Source organism: Actinoplanes sp. G11-F43, assembly GCF_050589265.1.
Lineage (GTDB): Bacteria > Actinomycetota > Actinomycetes > Mycobacteriales > Micromonosporaceae > Actinoplanes.
In genome coordinates this window covers 122582-137416 of the sequence record NZ_JBNZCE010000025.1, presented here as the reverse complement: position 1 = coordinate 137416, position 14835 = coordinate 122582, and the positions used below count along the sequence as shown (strand labels likewise).

At 70.8% G+C, this 14835-nt stretch carries 16 protein-coding genes; 6 read left to right on the top strand and 10 right to left on the bottom strand.

The window, feature by feature from the left end; translation table 11 throughout:
- Positions 1–181: 181 nt before the first annotated feature.
- Positions 182–961: a hypothetical protein gene (locus ACQ0O7_RS29340; protein WP_430786524.1), complete on the bottom strand. Its 780-nt coding sequence runs from the start codon at positions 959–961 to the stop codon at positions 182–184.
- 160 nt (positions 962–1121) lie between these two features.
- Here ACQ0O7_RS29340 and ACQ0O7_RS29335 point away from each other — a divergent pair, with 160 nt between their 5' ends.
- Positions 1122–1772 (top strand): lytic polysaccharide monooxygenase auxiliary activity family 9 protein, encoded by a 651-nt coding sequence (locus ACQ0O7_RS29335; RefSeq protein ID WP_430786522.1) that lies wholly within the window; start codon positions 1122–1124, stop codon positions 1770–1772.
- Positions 1772–2293 carry a hypothetical protein gene (locus tag ACQ0O7_RS29330; RefSeq protein ID WP_430786520.1) on the top strand — a complete coding sequence of 174 codons (522 nt, stop codon included), beginning with the start codon at positions 1772–1774 and terminating at the stop codon, positions 2291–2293. The genes ACQ0O7_RS29335 and ACQ0O7_RS29330 overlap by 1 nt, the downstream gene beginning before the upstream one ends.
- Positions 2294–2301: 8 nt before the next feature.
- On the opposite strand, the gene ACQ0O7_RS29325 is transcribed toward ACQ0O7_RS29330, so the two are convergent.
- On the bottom strand, positions 2302–2868 hold the full coding sequence (locus ACQ0O7_RS29325; RefSeq protein ID WP_430786518.1) for a TetR/AcrR family transcriptional regulator: 567 nt from the start codon (positions 2866–2868) through the stop codon (positions 2302–2304).
- Positions 2869–2946: 78 nt separating this feature from the next.
- Here ACQ0O7_RS29325 and ACQ0O7_RS29320 point away from each other — a divergent pair, with 78 nt between their 5' ends.
- Complete coding sequence (locus ACQ0O7_RS29320; RefSeq protein ID WP_430786516.1) at positions 2947–3537, top strand: dihydrofolate reductase family protein; 591 nt, start codon at positions 2947–2949, stop codon at positions 3535–3537.
- On the opposite strand, the gene mgrA is transcribed toward ACQ0O7_RS29320, so the two are convergent.
- Positions 3506–4495: an L-glyceraldehyde 3-phosphate reductase gene (gene mgrA, locus ACQ0O7_RS29315; RefSeq protein ID WP_430786514.1), complete on the bottom strand. Its 990-nt coding sequence runs from the start codon at positions 4493–4495 to the stop codon at positions 3506–3508. The genes ACQ0O7_RS29320 and mgrA overlap by 32 nt on opposite strands.
- Positions 4496–4503: 8 nt before the next feature.
- On the bottom strand, positions 4504–5349 hold the full coding sequence (locus ACQ0O7_RS29310) for an aldo/keto reductase (RefSeq protein ID WP_430786512.1): 846 nt from the start codon (positions 5347–5349) through the stop codon (positions 4504–4506).
- Between the two features lie 97 nt (positions 5350–5446).
- On the opposite strand from ACQ0O7_RS29310, the gene ACQ0O7_RS29305 reads away from it, so the two are divergent.
- Both ACQ0O7_RS29305 and ACQ0O7_RS29300 read left to right on the top strand, forming a co-directional pair.
- Positions 5447–6343, top strand: a complete 897-nt coding sequence (locus tag ACQ0O7_RS29305) for a LysR family transcriptional regulator (protein ID WP_430786510.1) — start codon at positions 5447–5449, stop codon at positions 6341–6343.
- Positions 6343–7215: a TIGR03620 family F420-dependent LLM class oxidoreductase gene (locus ACQ0O7_RS29300; RefSeq protein WP_430786508.1), complete on the top strand. Its 873-nt coding sequence runs from the start codon at positions 6343–6345 to the stop codon at positions 7213–7215. Before ACQ0O7_RS29305 ends, ACQ0O7_RS29300 begins: the two co-directional genes overlap by 1 nt.
- 256 nt (positions 7216–7471) lie before the next feature.
- Here the strand turns inward: ACQ0O7_RS29300 and ACQ0O7_RS29295 are convergent, their stop codons facing one another.
- Both ACQ0O7_RS29295 and ACQ0O7_RS29290 read right to left on the bottom strand, forming a co-directional pair.
- Positions 7472–7948 (bottom strand): hypothetical protein, encoded by a 477-nt coding sequence (locus tag ACQ0O7_RS29295; protein ID WP_430786506.1) that lies wholly within the window; start codon positions 7946–7948, stop codon positions 7472–7474.
- A gap of 72 nt (positions 7949–8020) precedes the next feature.
- Positions 8021–9010, bottom strand: coding sequence for a saccharopine dehydrogenase NADP-binding domain-containing protein (locus tag ACQ0O7_RS29290; RefSeq protein ID WP_430786504.1), 990 nt, complete (start codon positions 9008–9010; stop codon positions 8021–8023).
- A 467-nt stretch (positions 9011–9477) separates the two neighbouring features.
- Here ACQ0O7_RS29290 and ACQ0O7_RS29285 point away from each other — a divergent pair, with 467 nt between their 5' ends.
- A complete protein-coding gene (locus ACQ0O7_RS29285; RefSeq protein WP_430786502.1) occupies positions 9478–10110 on the top strand; it encodes a TetR/AcrR family transcriptional regulator in 633 nt (210 codons plus the stop codon).
- Positions 10111–10320: 210 nt separating this feature from the next.
- Here the strand turns inward: ACQ0O7_RS29285 and ACQ0O7_RS29280 are convergent, their stop codons facing one another.
- The 4 genes from ACQ0O7_RS29280 to ACQ0O7_RS29265 all read right to left on the bottom strand — a co-directional run bounded on the left by ACQ0O7_RS29280 (position 10321) and on the right by ACQ0O7_RS29265 (position 14832).
- Positions 10321–11115 (bottom strand): DUF899 family protein, encoded by a 795-nt coding sequence (locus ACQ0O7_RS29280; RefSeq protein ID WP_430786500.1) that lies wholly within the window; start codon positions 11113–11115, stop codon positions 10321–10323.
- A gap of 272 nt (positions 11116–11387) precedes the next feature.
- Positions 11388–13628, bottom strand: coding sequence for an ABC transporter permease (locus ACQ0O7_RS29275; RefSeq protein ID WP_430786498.1), 2241 nt, complete (start codon positions 13626–13628; stop codon positions 11388–11390).
- Entirely contained in the window at positions 13625–14308 is a 684-nt protein-coding gene (locus tag ACQ0O7_RS29270) for an ABC transporter ATP-binding protein (protein ID WP_430786496.1), read from the bottom strand. The genes ACQ0O7_RS29275 and ACQ0O7_RS29270 overlap by 4 nt, the downstream gene beginning before the upstream one ends.
- Entirely contained in the window at positions 14305–14832 is a 528-nt protein-coding gene (locus tag ACQ0O7_RS29265; RefSeq protein WP_430786494.1) for a PadR family transcriptional regulator, read from the bottom strand. The genes ACQ0O7_RS29270 and ACQ0O7_RS29265 overlap by 4 nt, the downstream gene beginning before the upstream one ends.
- Positions 14833–14835 lie beyond the last annotated feature (3 nt).

The window sequence follows — 14835 nt, the reverse complement described above, 5'->3', positions numbered from 1 at the left end:
CACGTGGGTGGGGCCGTTGCCGGTGAGGGGCGCATTCGCCCGGCGGTCGCCGGGCGGTCCGGTGTGACCGCCCGGCTCGCGCGGACGACATCCAGCTACCCGATTTTGGTGGGGCCGACCGGCGTACCGGCGCGGGGTTGGGAATTGGGGCCGCCTACCGGCAGCCGGACGGAGGCCCGGGTCAGCCGCCCATCTTCTTGATGTCGGCGTCGCTCATCTCGATGACCTGGGCGGCGGGCGGCGCGGTGATCGCGGCCGGCTCACCGAACGCGGAGAACGCGGTGACCGCGTCGCCGGCGCCCTTGACCACCGTGCTCATGTCCATCGTCACCTTGGTCAGGTAGCCGTCGGCGACCTCGGCGACGAACGGCACCGCCGAGTACTTCGCCTTGGCCGCCTCGGGGACCAGCCCGATGGCCGGGGACTTGGTCAGGTCGAGGGTGCCCTTGAACTCGCCCGCGCCGGCCTCCTCGACGTCGGCGGTGGCGACGGTGAGCAGTTTGGCCGAGCCGGCCGGGTCGTTCTGGTCCAGGCTGAGGCTGCTGCCGGCCGGGCGGGTGCTGCCGTCGATGTGCAGCCACTTCTTGCCGTTGCCGGAGTACGACGCGGCGATCTTGCCGGTGGCCTTGAAGTAGAGGTCGTTGCCGACCCGGCGGGTGTCGATGCGGCCCGCGCTGCCGAAGTCGGAGGTCAGCTCGACCAGCTGGTTGGGCACGTCGATCTGCCCGGTCATGCTGATGGTGCCGCTGCTGTTCTTCACCTTCGCGGTGGTGGAGGTGGTCTTCTCGGCGGCGGCGATGAGCCGGCCCCGCGCGTCCTCCGGCTCGGCCGCGGTGGTGGCGGGAGCTGCGGCGCCGGTCGTCCCGGCGGCCGGGGTGGTGTCGTCGCCGCTGCCGCAGGCTCCGAGCGCGGTGACCGCCATCAGTGCCGCACCGGCGACTGCCAAACGTGCTGAATTCATCATCATCTCCCCCGGCCTGAACAACAGCGGCCCACCCTAGAGGATTCGCCGTCAATCGTGCCAATCGAATCGACGTGAGTTGATGTCACGTAACATCGATGTAATGCTGTCCTCGGGAGCGCTCCCATTCCCCTGAAAGCCGACCATTGGAGGACATGTCGTGCCCCCACACGCGTCCCGTCGCCGCCCCGTCCAGGCGCTGCTCGTGGCCCTGATCACGATGATCGCCCTGCTGCCCTGGACCGGCGCCGCCCAGGCACACGGCACCATCATCAACCCGGCGTCCCGCGCCTATCAGTGCTGGCAGACCTGGGGCAGCCAGCACACCAACCCGGCCATGCAGACCCAGGACCCGATGTGCTGGCAGGCGTTCCAGGCCAACCCGGACACCATGTGGAACTGGATGAGCGCCCTGCGCGACGGCCTCGGCGGCCAGTTCCAGGCCAAGACCCCCGACGGCCAGCTCTGCAGCAACGGCCTGACCCGCAACGACAGCCTGAACCGCCCCGGCGCCTGGAAGCGGACCAACCTGAGCAACAACTTCACGGTCCAGCTGTACGACCAGGCCAGTCACGGCGCCGACTACTTCCGGGTGTACGTCAGCAAGCAGGGCTTCAACCCGGCCACCCAGTCGCTCGGATGGGGGAACCTCGACTTCATCACCCAGACGGGCAGGTACGCGCCGGCCAACAACATCTCGTTCAATGTGAACACGTCCGGGTACACCGGCCATCACATCCTGTTCGTCATCTGGCAGGCCTCGCACCTCGACCAGGCCTACATGTGGTGCAGCGACGTGAACTTCGGCTGATGAACCGTTACGTGTGGGCCCTCGCGGTCCTGCTGTCCGTGTCGGCCGGCGTGTACGCGCTGTCCGGCACGGACGGTCCGCAGGACCTCCAGGGACAGATCATGACCCGGATCCGGACGACCCTCGAACAGTCCAGCCCCGAACAGCACCAGCACGCCGGCCACGCGGGCGGCGAACAGGACGCCCCGGTGATCTGCGGGGTCCGGGTCTACGGCTTCGAACCGGCGGAGGCGAAATCCCTGACCGACGTACGTACGGTGTACGCGTTCCACATGTGCGGCGTGGCCGAACCCGGCCGCCCGTGGGACGTGGCGGTGAAACTGGCCGGCCCGGTGATCCTGGACATGTCCACCGACCCGCCCGGCATCCAGGCGGTGGAGGCGACCGCCGAGATCCGCTACGTGGACCGCATCCGGCAGATGTTCCCTCCCCGCTACGCCGACCAGGCCATCAAGGAGGCCCTCTCCCCCGGCGAGATGACCGACCTGCGCACCCGCTACGACGCGGCCGCCGGCCTCTGACCGTCCCCTCAGCTCACCAGCCGCTCGACGAAGGCGGTGACGATCTCGTCGGTGGTGGCGTCGGCGTCGATGGAGGTGGTCAGCATGTCGAGGAGCAGGCCGTCCATCGCGTAGTGCAGCAGGGCGATCTCGAAGGCGCCGCCGGGCAGGCCGGTGGTGGCGTGGAAGGCGACGTCGGCGCGGTAGCCGTCGCGCAGTGTCCGGCCCAGGATCGCGGCCAGGCCGGGGCGGCGGGCCGACTCCAGGCGCAGTTCGATCAGTGCCCTGGTCAGGTCGGGCTCGCGGGTGGTCCGCTCGACGATGTAGCGCAGGTAGTCGGCGAACAGCTCCCGGCCCGGCGGCCGGGCGGCCAACTCGGCGAGGACCGTCTCGTCGGGCGCGAACCGTTCCATGATCCGTTCGGCCAGGGCGCCGAACAGGGTGTCCCGGGAGCGGAAGTAGTTCGACGCGGTCCCGGACGGGACGCCGGCCTCGGTGTCGACGGCCCGGTGGGTCAGGCCTCGGGCGCCCTGGGCGGCAAGCACCCGCAGGCCGGCGTCGGATAGTGCACGGCGGCGCTCGGGATTGCTGACCATGCGGAACAGGCTAGCACCAACCACGACGGCTGTTGTAGTTTGAACCACGACAGCCATAGTGGTTCAAGGGGGATCCGCATGCGAAAGCTCGTGTACTTCGTCGCCACCAGCCTCGACGGCTTCATCGCCGCACCCGACGGCTCGTGGGACTTCCTCCCGATCTCCGACGACGTGACCGCGTACATCAACGCGCGGTATCCGGAGACGGTGCCCACACACGTACGGGCGGCTCTCGGGTTCGATCCACCCGGTCAGCGGTTCGACACCGTTCTGATGGGGCGCAACACCTACGAGCCGGCGCTGAAGATCGGCGTGACCAGCCCGTACGCGCATCTGTCCCAGATCGTCTTCTCGCGCGGGCTGGGAGCGTCCCCGGATCCGGCGGTCCGGATCGTCGCCACGGACCCCCTGGAGTTCACCACCCGGCTCAAACAGGAGCCGGGTGGTGACATCTGGCTGGCCGGCGGCGGTGACCTGGCCGGACAGTTGCTGCCCGCGGTGGACGAGCTGGTGATCAAGCTGAACCCGGTGCTGACCGGGGACGGCATCCCACTGGCCCGGACCGGGTTCGAGCCGCACGGACTCGACCTGATCAGCGCCACCCCGTTGGAGAGCGGGGTGGTGGTGCTGCACTACCTCACTCGGCGCTCGACTTCGCCCACAGGTTGATGCCGGACTCGGTGGCGTACTTGTCGATCTCGGCCAGTTCGCCGTCGGTGAACGTGGTGTTCTCCAGCGCCGCCACGTTCGCCTCCAGCTGGGCGACGCTGCTGGCGCCCAGCACGGTGGAGGTCATCCGCGGGTCGCGCAGCGCCCAGGCGATCGCCAGCTGGGCCAGGCTCTGACCGCGGCGCTCGGCGATCGTGTTCAGCGCCCGGATCTTGTCCAGGTTCTCGGCGCTGAGCAGGTCGGTGCTGAGCGACTTGTCGGCGCCGGCCCGCGAGTCCTCCGGCACCCCCTTGAGGTAACGGTCGGTGAGCATGCCCTGGGCCAGCGGCGAGAACGCGATGCAGCCCGCGCCCTCCCGCTCCAGGGTGTCCAGCAGACCGTCCTCGATCCAGCGGTTCAGCATCGAGTAGGACGGCTGGTGGATCAGCAGCGGGGTGCCCAGGTCCCGCAGGATCGCGGCGGCCTCCGCGGTCTTCGCCGGGGAGTAGGAGGAGATGCCGACGTACAGCGCCTTGCCCGCCCGCACCGCCGCGTCCAGCGCGCCCATCGTCTCCTCGAGCGGTGTCTCCGGGTCGAACCGGTGGGAGTAGAAGACGTCGACGTAGTCCACGCCCATCCGCTTCAGCGACTGGTCGAGGGAGGCGGTCAGATACTTGCGGGAACCACCGATCCCGTACGGGCCGGGCCACATGTCATATCCGGCCTTGGTGGAGATGACCAGCTCGTCGCGTTTGCCGGCGAAGTCGGTGGCCAGGATCCGGCCGAAGTTCTCCTCCGCCGACCCGTACGGCGGCCCGTAGTTGTTGGCCAGGTCGAAGTGCGTGATGCCCAGCTCGAACGCCCGGCGCAGGATGTCGCGCTGGGTCTGGACCGGCTTGTCGTCGCCGAAGTTGTGCCACAGGCCGAGCGAGATCGCGGGAAGCTTGAGGCCACTGCGGCCGGTACGGCGGTATTCCATGCTGTTCCTCAGTTCAGGACCGCGAGGTCGTCCGCGGTCAGGGTCAGGGTGCCGGCGGCTGCCGAGTCGATGATCGTCTCCGGCCGGCTGGCGCCCGGGATCGGGATCGCGATCGGCGACTTGGCCAGGTGCCAGGCCAGGCAGACGCGCTGGGGGCTCACCCCGTAGCGACCGGCCACCTCGGCGAACGCGCCGCCCAGCGAACCGGCGGCACGGATGCCACCCAACGGCGACCAGGGCAGGAAGGCGATGTCCAGCTCGGTGCACAGCTCCAGCTCGGGCTCGGACGAGCGGAACGCCGGGGAGAACTGGTTCTGCACCGACACCAGGCGACCGCCCAGGATCTCCCGTGCCTGCCGGATCTGCTCCGGATTCGCGTTCGAGATGCCGGCGAAACGGATCTTGCCGGCGTCGAGCAGGTCCCGGACGGCGCCGATCGAATCCGCGTACGGCACGGTCGGGTCCGGCCGGTGATGCTGGTAGAGGCCGATCGCGTCCACTCCCAGGCGCTTCAGCGACGCCTCGCACGCCTGCTTGATGTAGTCCGGCGATCCGTCGACGGTCCAGCTCCCGTCACCCGGGCGCAGGTGCCCGCCCTTGGTGGCGACCAGCACACCCGAGGTGTCGCCGCCGTAGGACGCGAGCCCCCGGGCGATCAGCGTCTCGTTGTGCCCGACCTCGTCGGCCCCGATGTGGTACGCGTCAGCGGTGTCGATCAGGGTGATGCCCGCGTCCAGCGCGGCATGGATCGTACGGATGGAACGGTCCTCGTCCGGCCGGCCCTCGATCGACATCGGCATCCCGCCGAGCCCGATCGCGCTGACCCGCACGTCACCGATACGACGGTTCTGCATGGTTCCTCCTTCGCGCTTCGTCTACCACCCTGGTATCCCGCACTACCCACGTCCAACAGAAGAAAGCGCTCGGATTCAGCAGATAAAGTGCTGAATCGTGGAACTGCGGCACCTGGAGTACTTCGTAGCCGTCGCCGAGGAGCGGCACTTCACCCGCGCGGCCGAACGGATGCGGGTCGCCCAGTCCGGGCTGTCCGCCTCCATCCGTGCCCTGGAACGCGACCTGGACGCGGTGCTGTTCGTCCGGCACACCCGCCGCGTCGAACTGACCGACGCCGGCCGGGCCCTGCTCGCCGAGGCGCACCGCACGCTGGCCAGCGCCGCGGCCGCCCGCAACGCCGTCGCCGCCGTCCGGGGCCTGCTCCGTGGCAGCCTGGCCATCGGGGCCGAACAGTGCCTCGGCGTTATCGACATGGCACCGCTGGTCGCCGCGTTCCGCCGCGCCCACCCCGGTGTGGAGATCCGGCTCAGCTACGCCGGGTCCGGTCACCTGGTGGAACAGGTCCGGCTCGGCCGGATGCACGCCGCCTTCGTGGCGCTGCCCGGCACCGCGCCCGACGGGGTGCGCCTGCTCCCCGTCGCCGGCGAACACATGATGCTGCTCTGCCATCCCGCCCATGCTCTCGCCGACAGTTCCTCGGTGGCCGTCGGCACCCTGGCCGGGGAGGAGTTCGTCGACTTCAGCGCCGACTGGGGCGCCCGCCGGGTCAACGACCTGGCGTTCACCCGGGCCGGTGCGGACCGCCGGATCGCGGTCGAGGTCAACGACGTGCACACGCTTCTCGACTTCGTGCATCAGGGCCTCGGCATAGCGCTGGTCCCGGCCCCGGTCACCCGCAAGCCACACGCGAAAGGCCTGCACGCGGCCACCGTCGCCGGCCCGGTGCCGGACTGGCGGGTGGCGGTGGCACTCCCCGACGGCAGCCCACCCGGCCCCGCCACCGAGGCGCTGCTGAGGCTGGCCCTGCCCAAACCACCGGAAGGATTCCCATGATGAACCCCCTCGGACAGTACGGCGTCTGGGCGCCCTGGCAGATCTGGCCCCAGGACCCGAACGAGATCGCCGCCGCCGCGCAGGAAGTGGAGCGCCTCGGCTTCGGCACGGTGTGGATCGGCGGCAGCCCCACCGACGACCTGCAGCTGGCCGAGGCGGTACTCGCCGCCACCAGCACACTCGCCGTGGGCACCAGCATCGTCGACATCTGGACCGCCGACGGCGCCCGGCTGGCCGCCTCGCACGTCCGGATCAGCAACGGGTTCGCCGGCCGGTTCCACCTGGGCGTCGGCTCCGGTCACGCACCGACCGCCGAGTCCCGGGGTGAGGCCTACACCCGGCCGCTGACCCGCCTGCGCGAATTCCTCACCGGCCCGCTCGCCGAGATCCCCGCCACGGAGCTGATGATCGCCGCTCTGGGCCCACGCACCCTGTCGGCGGCGGCCGAACTGACCGCGGGCGCCCTGCCCTACCTGATGCCACCCGCGCACACCGCCGAGGCCCGCCGGATCATGGGCGCCGGCCCGCTGCTCGCGCCCGAGCAGAAGGTCATCCTCGGCACCGGCGCGGAGGCCGCGCGGCGGGGTGCCCGGCGCGCCCTGAGGCCCTACCTGTCGCTGCCGAACTACACCCGCCAGCTGGCCCGGTTCGGCCTGGACGAGTCCGACCTCGCCGGTGAGGGCAGCGACCGTTTCGCCGACTCGGCGGTGGTCTGGGGCGACGACACCAGGATCCGCACCGGCCTCGACGCCCATCTCCAGGCGGGCGCCGACCACGTCGCGATCCAGGTCCTCCTGGAGACCGGCAACCCCCGGCAGGTGCCCCTCGCCGAATGGCGCCGCCTGGCCGAAATCCTCGGTCTGCCCACCTGACCCGGCCCACCCCAACCGGCCCTCTTGGTCCGCCCGGCCCGTCCTATTCGCCTGTCCCGGCCGGGCGGGCCGGTCCGCCCTGCTTGTCTGTCCCGGCCGGGCGGGCTGGTCCGCCCTACTTACCTGTACCAGCCCGGCGCGCTGGCCCGCCCAACTTGACTGTCCCGGCCGGGCCGGACCCGGTCGACTCGCCCTGCTTCGGCGGGGCCGGCCCACCCACTGCCCGTCGCCGTGCCACACGCTGCGCTGGCGCATGTCAGTCATCGAGCACCTCCCCATGATCGGAATCTGCCGAGAGGTACTCATACGGCGCGATCGCCACGCCCTCACAGATGCCGCGGTCATCGTCGTCGGCCGCGCCCGGATCCAGATCCCTCGGCGACCGCGCGCCGGTGTCGAAGATCGTGAAACCGACCTCGAACCGGTAGCCGCTTCCATCCGCCTCATAGCGGTAGTCCTTGGCCGCCAGGTCGGCGACGACGTCCTCCATGAACCGCCAGGTCAGTTGCACACCATCGAAGAACGCCTCCTCACCGCCGTCGCCGCTGTAGGCGACCTGCACCACCTCGACCAGCTCGTCCTCGGTGTAATCCACCACCAGCGTCGGGCTCGTCTCATAGACGACACGACTGTCCCGCCCGGCGTGCACCGGCGCCCCGAGGCGGCTCTCCACCAGCTCACGGGGCTCGCCCACCCGCACCGTCACTACGCCTTTGCCCGGCAGGATCTCCATGCCGCAATCCTGCCAAGGACCGGGGCGCCGAGAAATCGGACCGTGGTCCGATTTCGGGCCGGCCGCCGGCGGCTAACGTCCACCACGGACGCCCGGCACCTCGCCGAGGTCCAGGCCGAAGCCCTCGGCGGCCAGGCCGGTGAGGAATTCGACCGGGTCCAGCAGATCCTCGACATGAGCCACCCCAGGACGCAGATCAGGCAGGTGACGGATGACATGAGCAGCGAAGATCCCCGTGGCCCGGCTCTGCCGGCTGCCGGTGAAAGAGGCCCGGACCCCACCCGCCTCGACCGTGACGGCGAACCCGTCGCCGCCGAGGTGCAGACCGCCGAAGACCCGTTCGGTGAGCGGTCGCAGCATCGGCCGGTGCAGCGTCCGGGCGAGCCACGGCCGGTTGGCGATCCCCAGCATCAGGGTCGCCGCCCGCGAGTCCAGCGCCAGCCCGGTGCGGACGTCCGGCAGCCCGAGAGTGTGCTGGTCGGAGAAGGGGAATCGGTGCACGACCCGCCGGCCGTAGGGCGCGGGAAACTCCGCCTCCCACGAGCCGCGCTCCTGACCGAGCCCGTCGACGGTCCAGCCGACCGCGGCAGCGCCGTGTTTCTCACCCGAGCCGAGCAGGACCCCGATCCGGACCGGCTCGCCCGGCGCGCGGGAGCTGACGTGCCGGGCCAGCAGGTTGGTCACGCCGGGCGCGATCCCGACGCTGAGCACGGCGGTCGCGTCGGTGCCGGCCAGGCCCTCGATCCCGGCGAGCACCGAGGGCGTCGCGGAGACGTCGACGTAGTCGATGCCCCGGGCCAGGGCGGCACGGGCCACCTCGACGTTGCCGGGTTCGGCGCACATCAGCACCGAGTCGACGCCGTCGAGGGCGGCGTCGAGCTGGGCGGGATCGGTCAGATCGACACGGAGCGGGATGGCACCGGGGACCGGCCGCGCATTCTCCGGATGCCGTCCGCCGACGATCACGATGCGCTGCGCGGCCGGAGAGGCACCCGCCGCATCGAAGGCGACATCACGCCCGGCGTGGGAGGCACTGCGCCTACCGGCGAAGACCTCACCCACGTCGGGAGCAGTGCCGGCCTCGTCCCGGGGCGCACCACGACCGGCGGAGGCAACGCCACGCCCGGCCAAAGCAGTGCCACGCCCGGCCAAAGCAGCGCCACGCCCGGCGGAAGCACTGTCCTGCCCGGCGGAAGCACTGTCCTGCCCGGCGGAAGCACTGTCCTGCCCCGCGAAATCAGTGCCACGGTCGGCGGAGGTCTCGCCATACCCGGCGGGTGTTGCGCCACGGGCGGCCGGGGTTGCGCCACGGGTAGCCGGGGTTGCACCACGGGCGGCCGGGGTTGTGCCACGGGCGGCGGGAGCCGTGTCACGGGCGGCGGGAGCCGTGTCACGAGCAGCCCGGGTGGCGTCGCGCCCGAGCAGCGCTGCGGCGGCTTCGCGGCCTACCGCGCCGTAGCCGCCGAGGATCAATGTTTTTGTAGTCATGCTCTAAGAATGTTTTTGTAGTACCGCTATAGTCAAGAGCTGTGACCAGGACCTCCTCTCCGGAAGACGGCCGAACGTTGCGGGCCCGCGCCACCCGGGCGCGCATCACCGCGGCCGCCACCGCCACGTTCACCGCTAACGGATACGCCACGACCAGCATCAACACGATCGCCAAGGCGGCGGGGGTGAGCGAGCAGACGATCTACTACGCGTTCGGCAACAAGAAGACCGTGCTGGTGGCGGCCCTCGATCAGGCGATCGCCGGTGACGACGAGCCGATCCCCACTCTCGAACGCGCGTGGGTGCGGGACGCGCTCGCCGAGACCGACCCGTACCGGCAGCTCGAACGTCAGGTGGAGGGGACCGGCGAGGTATTGCGCCGGGCGGCCCGGCTGCTCGACATCATCCGCAACGCGGCGACCGAACCGGAGCTCGCGGAGGTCTGCGCGACGAGCATCCGCCACCACCGCGAGGTCCAATCCGTCTTCGCCAAGGCTTTAGAGGCGAAGACCCGATTGCGTACGCCCGTGGAAACCGCCGCCGACACCGCCGTCGCGCTCCTGTCCCCCGAGACGTACCTGCTGCTGGTGGACCATCTCGGCTGGAGCCACGACCGATGGCGCACCTGGGCAGCCGACTGCCTGGCCCGCGCCCTGCTCGACACGGCCGCCTGATCAACGGCGCTTTCGGCTGCGGCCGGTAGTCGTGGTGGTGTCAGCGGTTGGTGGCAGCAGCGGTGGCGTCAATACCGATGGCAACGCCGGCGACGGTCTCGACACCGGCGGCGGGTTGGTACCGGCGATGGCGTCAATGCCGGGTGACGGTGGTGGCGGGATGGCGTCGACGCCGGCGCAATGGCAGCGGCGGCGGCGATGCCGGTGGTGTCAGTGGCAGTGGCCCTGCCGTCCCAGGGTCTTCTCCGGGGTCACGCCGGGCCGGGTCCACTGGGGCACCGGGCGGCTGGCCGGGCCCCAGTCGGCGTCGCCGTCCACGTTCGAGCGCCAGTACCAGCACGTCTGCACCACGGATCCGCCCTCGGGCCCGCCCATCCGAGCCGGTTCCGGCCAGCCGCCGGGGTTGTCCTCCCAGGCTTCCCGGCGCCCGTACGGCGTGATGTCCAGCATCGCGAACGTCGGATTGAACGGCTCGTTGCCCCGCCCGGTGGTGGAGTAGGTGAGGAACGCCCGATCGCCGTCACGCACGAAACTGGTGAACGAGCCCATGCTGTCACCGACCGGCGCGTCCAGTCCACGAACCGAATACCACAGTTGCGTGTATCCCATGAACTCGGTGAAGGCGGCCACCTCGTCCCATCGCCCGGTGGTCAGCACGGCGAACGACACCCCACGGGCGTTGAGGTAGACGGCGTCCGGCACGTGCCAGGCCGCGTTGGTGCAGCCCTCGCACTGCCCCTGGTGGGGCGCTCCGTCGTACCACATGTGCTTGTAGACGACGAGTTCGTCGCGTCCCTGGAACAGTTCCAGGAAGGGCACCGCGCCGTCCGCTCCGACCACCTCGACCGCCGGATCGAACTCGACCATCGGCAGGCGCCTGCGAGCCGCGGCGATGGCATCGCCCTCCCTGGTGTGCGCCTTCTCCCGAGCCAGAAGCTCATCCCGGGCGGCCTGCCAGCCGGCGAGGTCGACGATGGGCGGGCGTCCCGGCAACGATGCGGTCATGCGTCCTCCTGAAGGTCGGCGATCGGGCTGCTCGGTGTCGTTCCGCGCTGTCCGGTCGAAGTCTCACAGCAAAGACCTGCCTCGCGCCCGGATCTCATCGCTGACCCCTCCACGGTCCGGCTCAGCACCCCCTGGCTGACGCCGGGAGGACGCCGGCCACTTCACGCGGCCCCGATGCCGGTGGGCGTGGGACCGGAGCCTGATCGCCAAGATCCTCGAAGTGGGCGAGGGCACGTCCGAGGTCGGCCGCGCCGGGCCGGAAGGGATGAGGGCTACTCGCTGCGCAGGTTGCCTGGTCGGGTCAGGCGCAGCAGGGAGGGCAGAGCCGCTGCCGTGGTGCCGAGCACCACCAGGAGCGCGACGCCTGAGGTGGTGCCGATGCCGAACCAGTCGATGCTGATCGGTGACTCGACAGCCTTCATCAGGGCCGCGGCCAGGGCGCTGCCCAGTGAGACGGCCAGGGTCATGCCGATCAGCACCGGGACCGCCGCCTGGACCAGCACCGAACCGGTCAAGGTACGCCGCCGGGTGCCGAAGGCGACCAGTACGGCCAGGACCCGGCGCCGCTCGCGGAGCTGCTCGGCGACGTTGACCAGCATGCTCGCGCCGATGAGGACCAGCAGGACCACCGTGCCGACCAGCAGCGCCTGCCGGGACGTACGCATGACCTCGGCGACACCGGCATTGCCCGGTTCGAAGATCAGTGCCTGCGGGTCGAGCCGGGCCGCGGTGTTGCGCATCTGCTCCAGCGCGTCGGGGCGCGAGGGGTCCAGCGTCATGGCGAAGTTGGACGACGCCTCCGGGATCTTCGTGCCGGTCAGGGCGGCCGGGGTGACCAGGAGCATCGGGCCGTACCCCATCACCGAGTCGGCGGGCGCACCCTCCTTGGTGGGTGCGGGCGGAGTCCAGGTCTCCCCGCTGTCCAGGGTGTAGCCGCCGGCCACCTCGGGCAGCGAGACGGCGAAGACATCGCCGTCGACGCAGGTGGACATGTCGGCGTAACGGTTGAGGGCGGCACACTCGCCGATGTGGATCTGGATCGAGGGATCGTCGCCGCGGGCGGCTCGTGCCGTCCGGACCGTCGTGGTCTCCAGGACGCCCGGGGTCCGGCTCAGGGCGGTCGTCCACGTCTTGTCCGGCACCTCGGCGGTGGGCGAGATCTCGAACTGGAAACGGCCGGTGGCCGCGGCACCCGGGCCGATCGAATTCTCGATGCCGGTGACCAGGCCCTGGAGCGCGATCACACCCGCCACCGAGACGGCGATGCCGGAGACGGCGCGGACCGCGGTGCCGCTGTCGAACTGGAGACGGCGGACCGCCAGCTCCCAGGCCAGGCTGCCGCCGCCCAGCTGGTGCACGGTCGCCTCGACCAGCCAGGGCAGCAGCAGGGCCAGGCCGATGAGCAGCAGGGCCACACCGCCGGCCGCCTGGAACTCGATGCCCCGGGTGGTGTTCTCCTCCAGGCCACCCAGGACCGGCCAGAGCAGGACCACGCCACCGGCCGGGAGGATCAGCCGCCACCACATCCGGCGGCGCACCGTGCTGCTGAGCCGGACCACACCGAGCGGCTGCACGACCACCCGGCGCATCGCCGAGAGGGTCACCAGCACGGCCACCGCGGGCACGGCCACCACGATCAGGGCGACCAGGGCGGGGACCGGGCGCATGTCGTACGGATAGAAGCTCAGCACGCCCGTCGCATAACGGTTGGCGGCCCATGCGATGCCGACGGCCAGCACCGCGCCGACGCCGAGCCCGAGGAGGGCCCCGGCCAGCGTCTCACCGGCCGCGATCCGACGGGTCATCGCGGCGTCCGAGCCGACCAGCCGCAGCGCGGCCAGTCGCCGGTCGCGGGCCTCGCCGCCGAAACGCACGGCACTGGCCATGAAGACCATCACCGGCATCAGCAGCACCACGATGCCGACCGCGGTGAGCAGGACGAACGCCGGGGACACACCACCCTCGCCGTCCGGGTCGGCAGCGGCGCCGAACCGGTCGATCCGGTGACCGGTCTCCTCGGTGAGGCTGTCGGTGCCGAGATAGAAGGCCAGATCCGCGGGGCCTCGCAGGCCCTTCTCGCCGATGGTCCCGACGACTGTCGCATCCCACCGCTGCGCGAGGACCGGGTTGTCCCGCATCAGGTCGGCCAGGGCGGGTGAGACGACCATCTCGCCCGGCCCCGGCAGTGTGGTCACACCGGGTGGGATCGGCGGATTGGCCCCCTCCGGTTGCAGCATCCGGCCGTGCACCGAGTCGCTGCCGAAGGTGGTGGTGGCGATGCCGAGGAGCAGGGTGTTGTCGCCTTTCGCCACCTCGACCTGCGAATTCTCGGTCCGTGACTTCGCGCGGGTGTCGGCCGCCGCCAGCGCGGACGGCAGGGTCGCGACCGACAGCAGCACCGCGACACCGAGGCCGACGCCGGCCGCGATCAGGGCCAGGCGGGTCCATCCGGAACGACCGCCGGCCACACTCATCCGCATGCCGAGGCCGAGCTCGAACAGCCAGCGCCTCATCGGGCGAACTCCTGCTCACGGACCCGGCCGTCACGGACCACGGCCTCCCGGTCGGAGTAGGCCGCCACCCGTGGCTCGTGAGTGACCAGCACGACCGCGGCTCCGGTCTCCTTGGCGGCCTGGATGAACAGCTTCATCACCAGCTCGCCGTTGAGCGAGTCGAGAGCGCCGGTCGGCTCGTCGGCGAAGACCACCCGGGGCTGGGCGACGAGTGCCCGGGCCACCGCGACCCGCTGGCCCTGACCGCCGGACGCCTGGCCGGGACGTTTCTTCGCCACGTCACCGACCTCGAGGCGGTCCAGCCACTCGGCGGCCTGGCGGTGCGCCTCGCGGCGGCTCGTCCCGGCCAGCCGCAGGGGCAACGCGACATTCTCCAGGCAGGTCAGCTCCGGCACCAGCTGCCCGAACTGGAAGACGAACCCGAACTCGCCACGGCGCAGCGCGCTGCGCTCGCTGTCGGACATGGCGGTCAGGTCGCGGCCGGCGTAACCGACCCGGCCGGCCTCCGGGGACAGGATGCCGGCCAGGCAGTGCAGCAGGGTCGACTTGCCGGAACCGGACGGGCCCATCAACGCCACCACCTCACCGGCACGTACGTGCAGAGAGGCACCGTCTAGGGCCTTGGTCTCGCCGAAGCTCAGGTGCAGATCCTCGGCGGTCAGCAGGGTCTGATCAGTCATCGGGGGTCTCCGTAGGTGGCGGCCAGGCGGTCCAGCCGGGCGGCGGTCAGCTCCAGCCAGCGCAGATCGGCTTCCAGATGGAACAGGGCGTGGTCACAGATCAGCTCGTCGGCGAGGTCGCCGGAGGTCTTGCGGCGGGTCAGCTCGCGCATCAGCCGCAGATGCTCGGCCCGCTGGGTGTCCAGCACCTCGGCGGCGTCGCGGCCGGTCATCAGGGCGAGCACCACCTTGGTGTACAGCGTGCTCTGCAGATAGGGCTCCGGTTTCTCCGGACGGCCGATCCACTCGGCGACGTCGGTGATCCCGGCGTCGGTGATCGCATACCGCTTGCGCTCCGGCCCGTCGCCCGGCTCGGACTCCACCTCGACGAGGCCGTTCTTCAACAGCCGGGCCATCGTCGAGTAGACCTGCCCGTAGTGCAGCGATCGGTCGCGCCCGAAGGCGTCGTCGTAGGAGCGCTTGAGGTCGTAACCGTGGCGTGGGCCGCTTTCGAGCAGGCCCAGCAGAGCGAAGCTGACTGACATGCC

What these genes read in the sequence shown, in the direction of transcription:
- ACQ0O7_RS29340 (WP_430786524.1), bottom strand. Translation starts at nt 961, where the DNA reads ATGAATTCAGCACGTTTGGCAGTCGCCGGTGCGGCACTGATGGCGGTC.
- ACQ0O7_RS29330 (WP_430786520.1), top strand. Translation starts at nt 1,772, where the DNA reads ATGAACCGTTACGTGTGGGCCCTCGCGGTCCTGCTGTCCGTGTCGGCC.
- ACQ0O7_RS29325 (WP_430786518.1), bottom strand. Translation starts at nt 2,868, where the DNA reads ATGGTCAGCAATCCCGAGCGCCGCCGTGCACTATCCGACGCCGGCCTG.
- ACQ0O7_RS29320 (WP_430786516.1), top strand. Translation starts at nt 2,947, where the DNA reads ATGCGAAAGCTCGTGTACTTCGTCGCCACCAGCCTCGACGGCTTCATC.
- mgrA (WP_430786514.1), bottom strand. Translation starts at nt 4,495, where the DNA reads ATGGAATACCGCCGTACCGGCCGCAGTGGCCTCAAGCTTCCCGCGATC.
- ACQ0O7_RS29310 (WP_430786512.1), bottom strand. Translation starts at nt 5,349, where the DNA reads ATGCAGAACCGTCGTATCGGTGACGTGCGGGTCAGCGCGATCGGGCTC.
- ACQ0O7_RS29300 (WP_430786508.1), top strand. Translation starts at nt 6,343, where the DNA reads ATGAACCCCCTCGGACAGTACGGCGTCTGGGCGCCCTGGCAGATCTGG.
- ACQ0O7_RS29295 (WP_430786506.1), bottom strand. Translation starts at nt 7,948, where the DNA reads ATGGAGATCCTGCCGGGCAAAGGCGTAGTGACGGTGCGGGTGGGCGAG.
- ACQ0O7_RS29280 (WP_430786500.1), bottom strand. Translation starts at nt 11,115, where the DNA reads ATGACCGCATCGTTGCCGGGACGCCCGCCCATCGTCGACCTCGCCGGC.
- ACQ0O7_RS29275 (WP_430786498.1), bottom strand. Translation starts at nt 13,628, where the DNA reads ATGAGGCGCTGGCTGTTCGAGCTCGGCCTCGGCATGCGGATGAGTGTG.
- ACQ0O7_RS29270 (WP_430786496.1), bottom strand. Translation starts at nt 14,308, where the DNA reads ATGACTGATCAGACCCTGCTGACCGCCGAGGATCTGCACCTGAGCTTC.
- ACQ0O7_RS29265 (WP_430786494.1), bottom strand. Translation starts at nt 14,832, where the DNA reads ATGTCAGTCAGCTTCGCTCTGCTGGGCCTGCTCGAAAGCGGCCCACGC.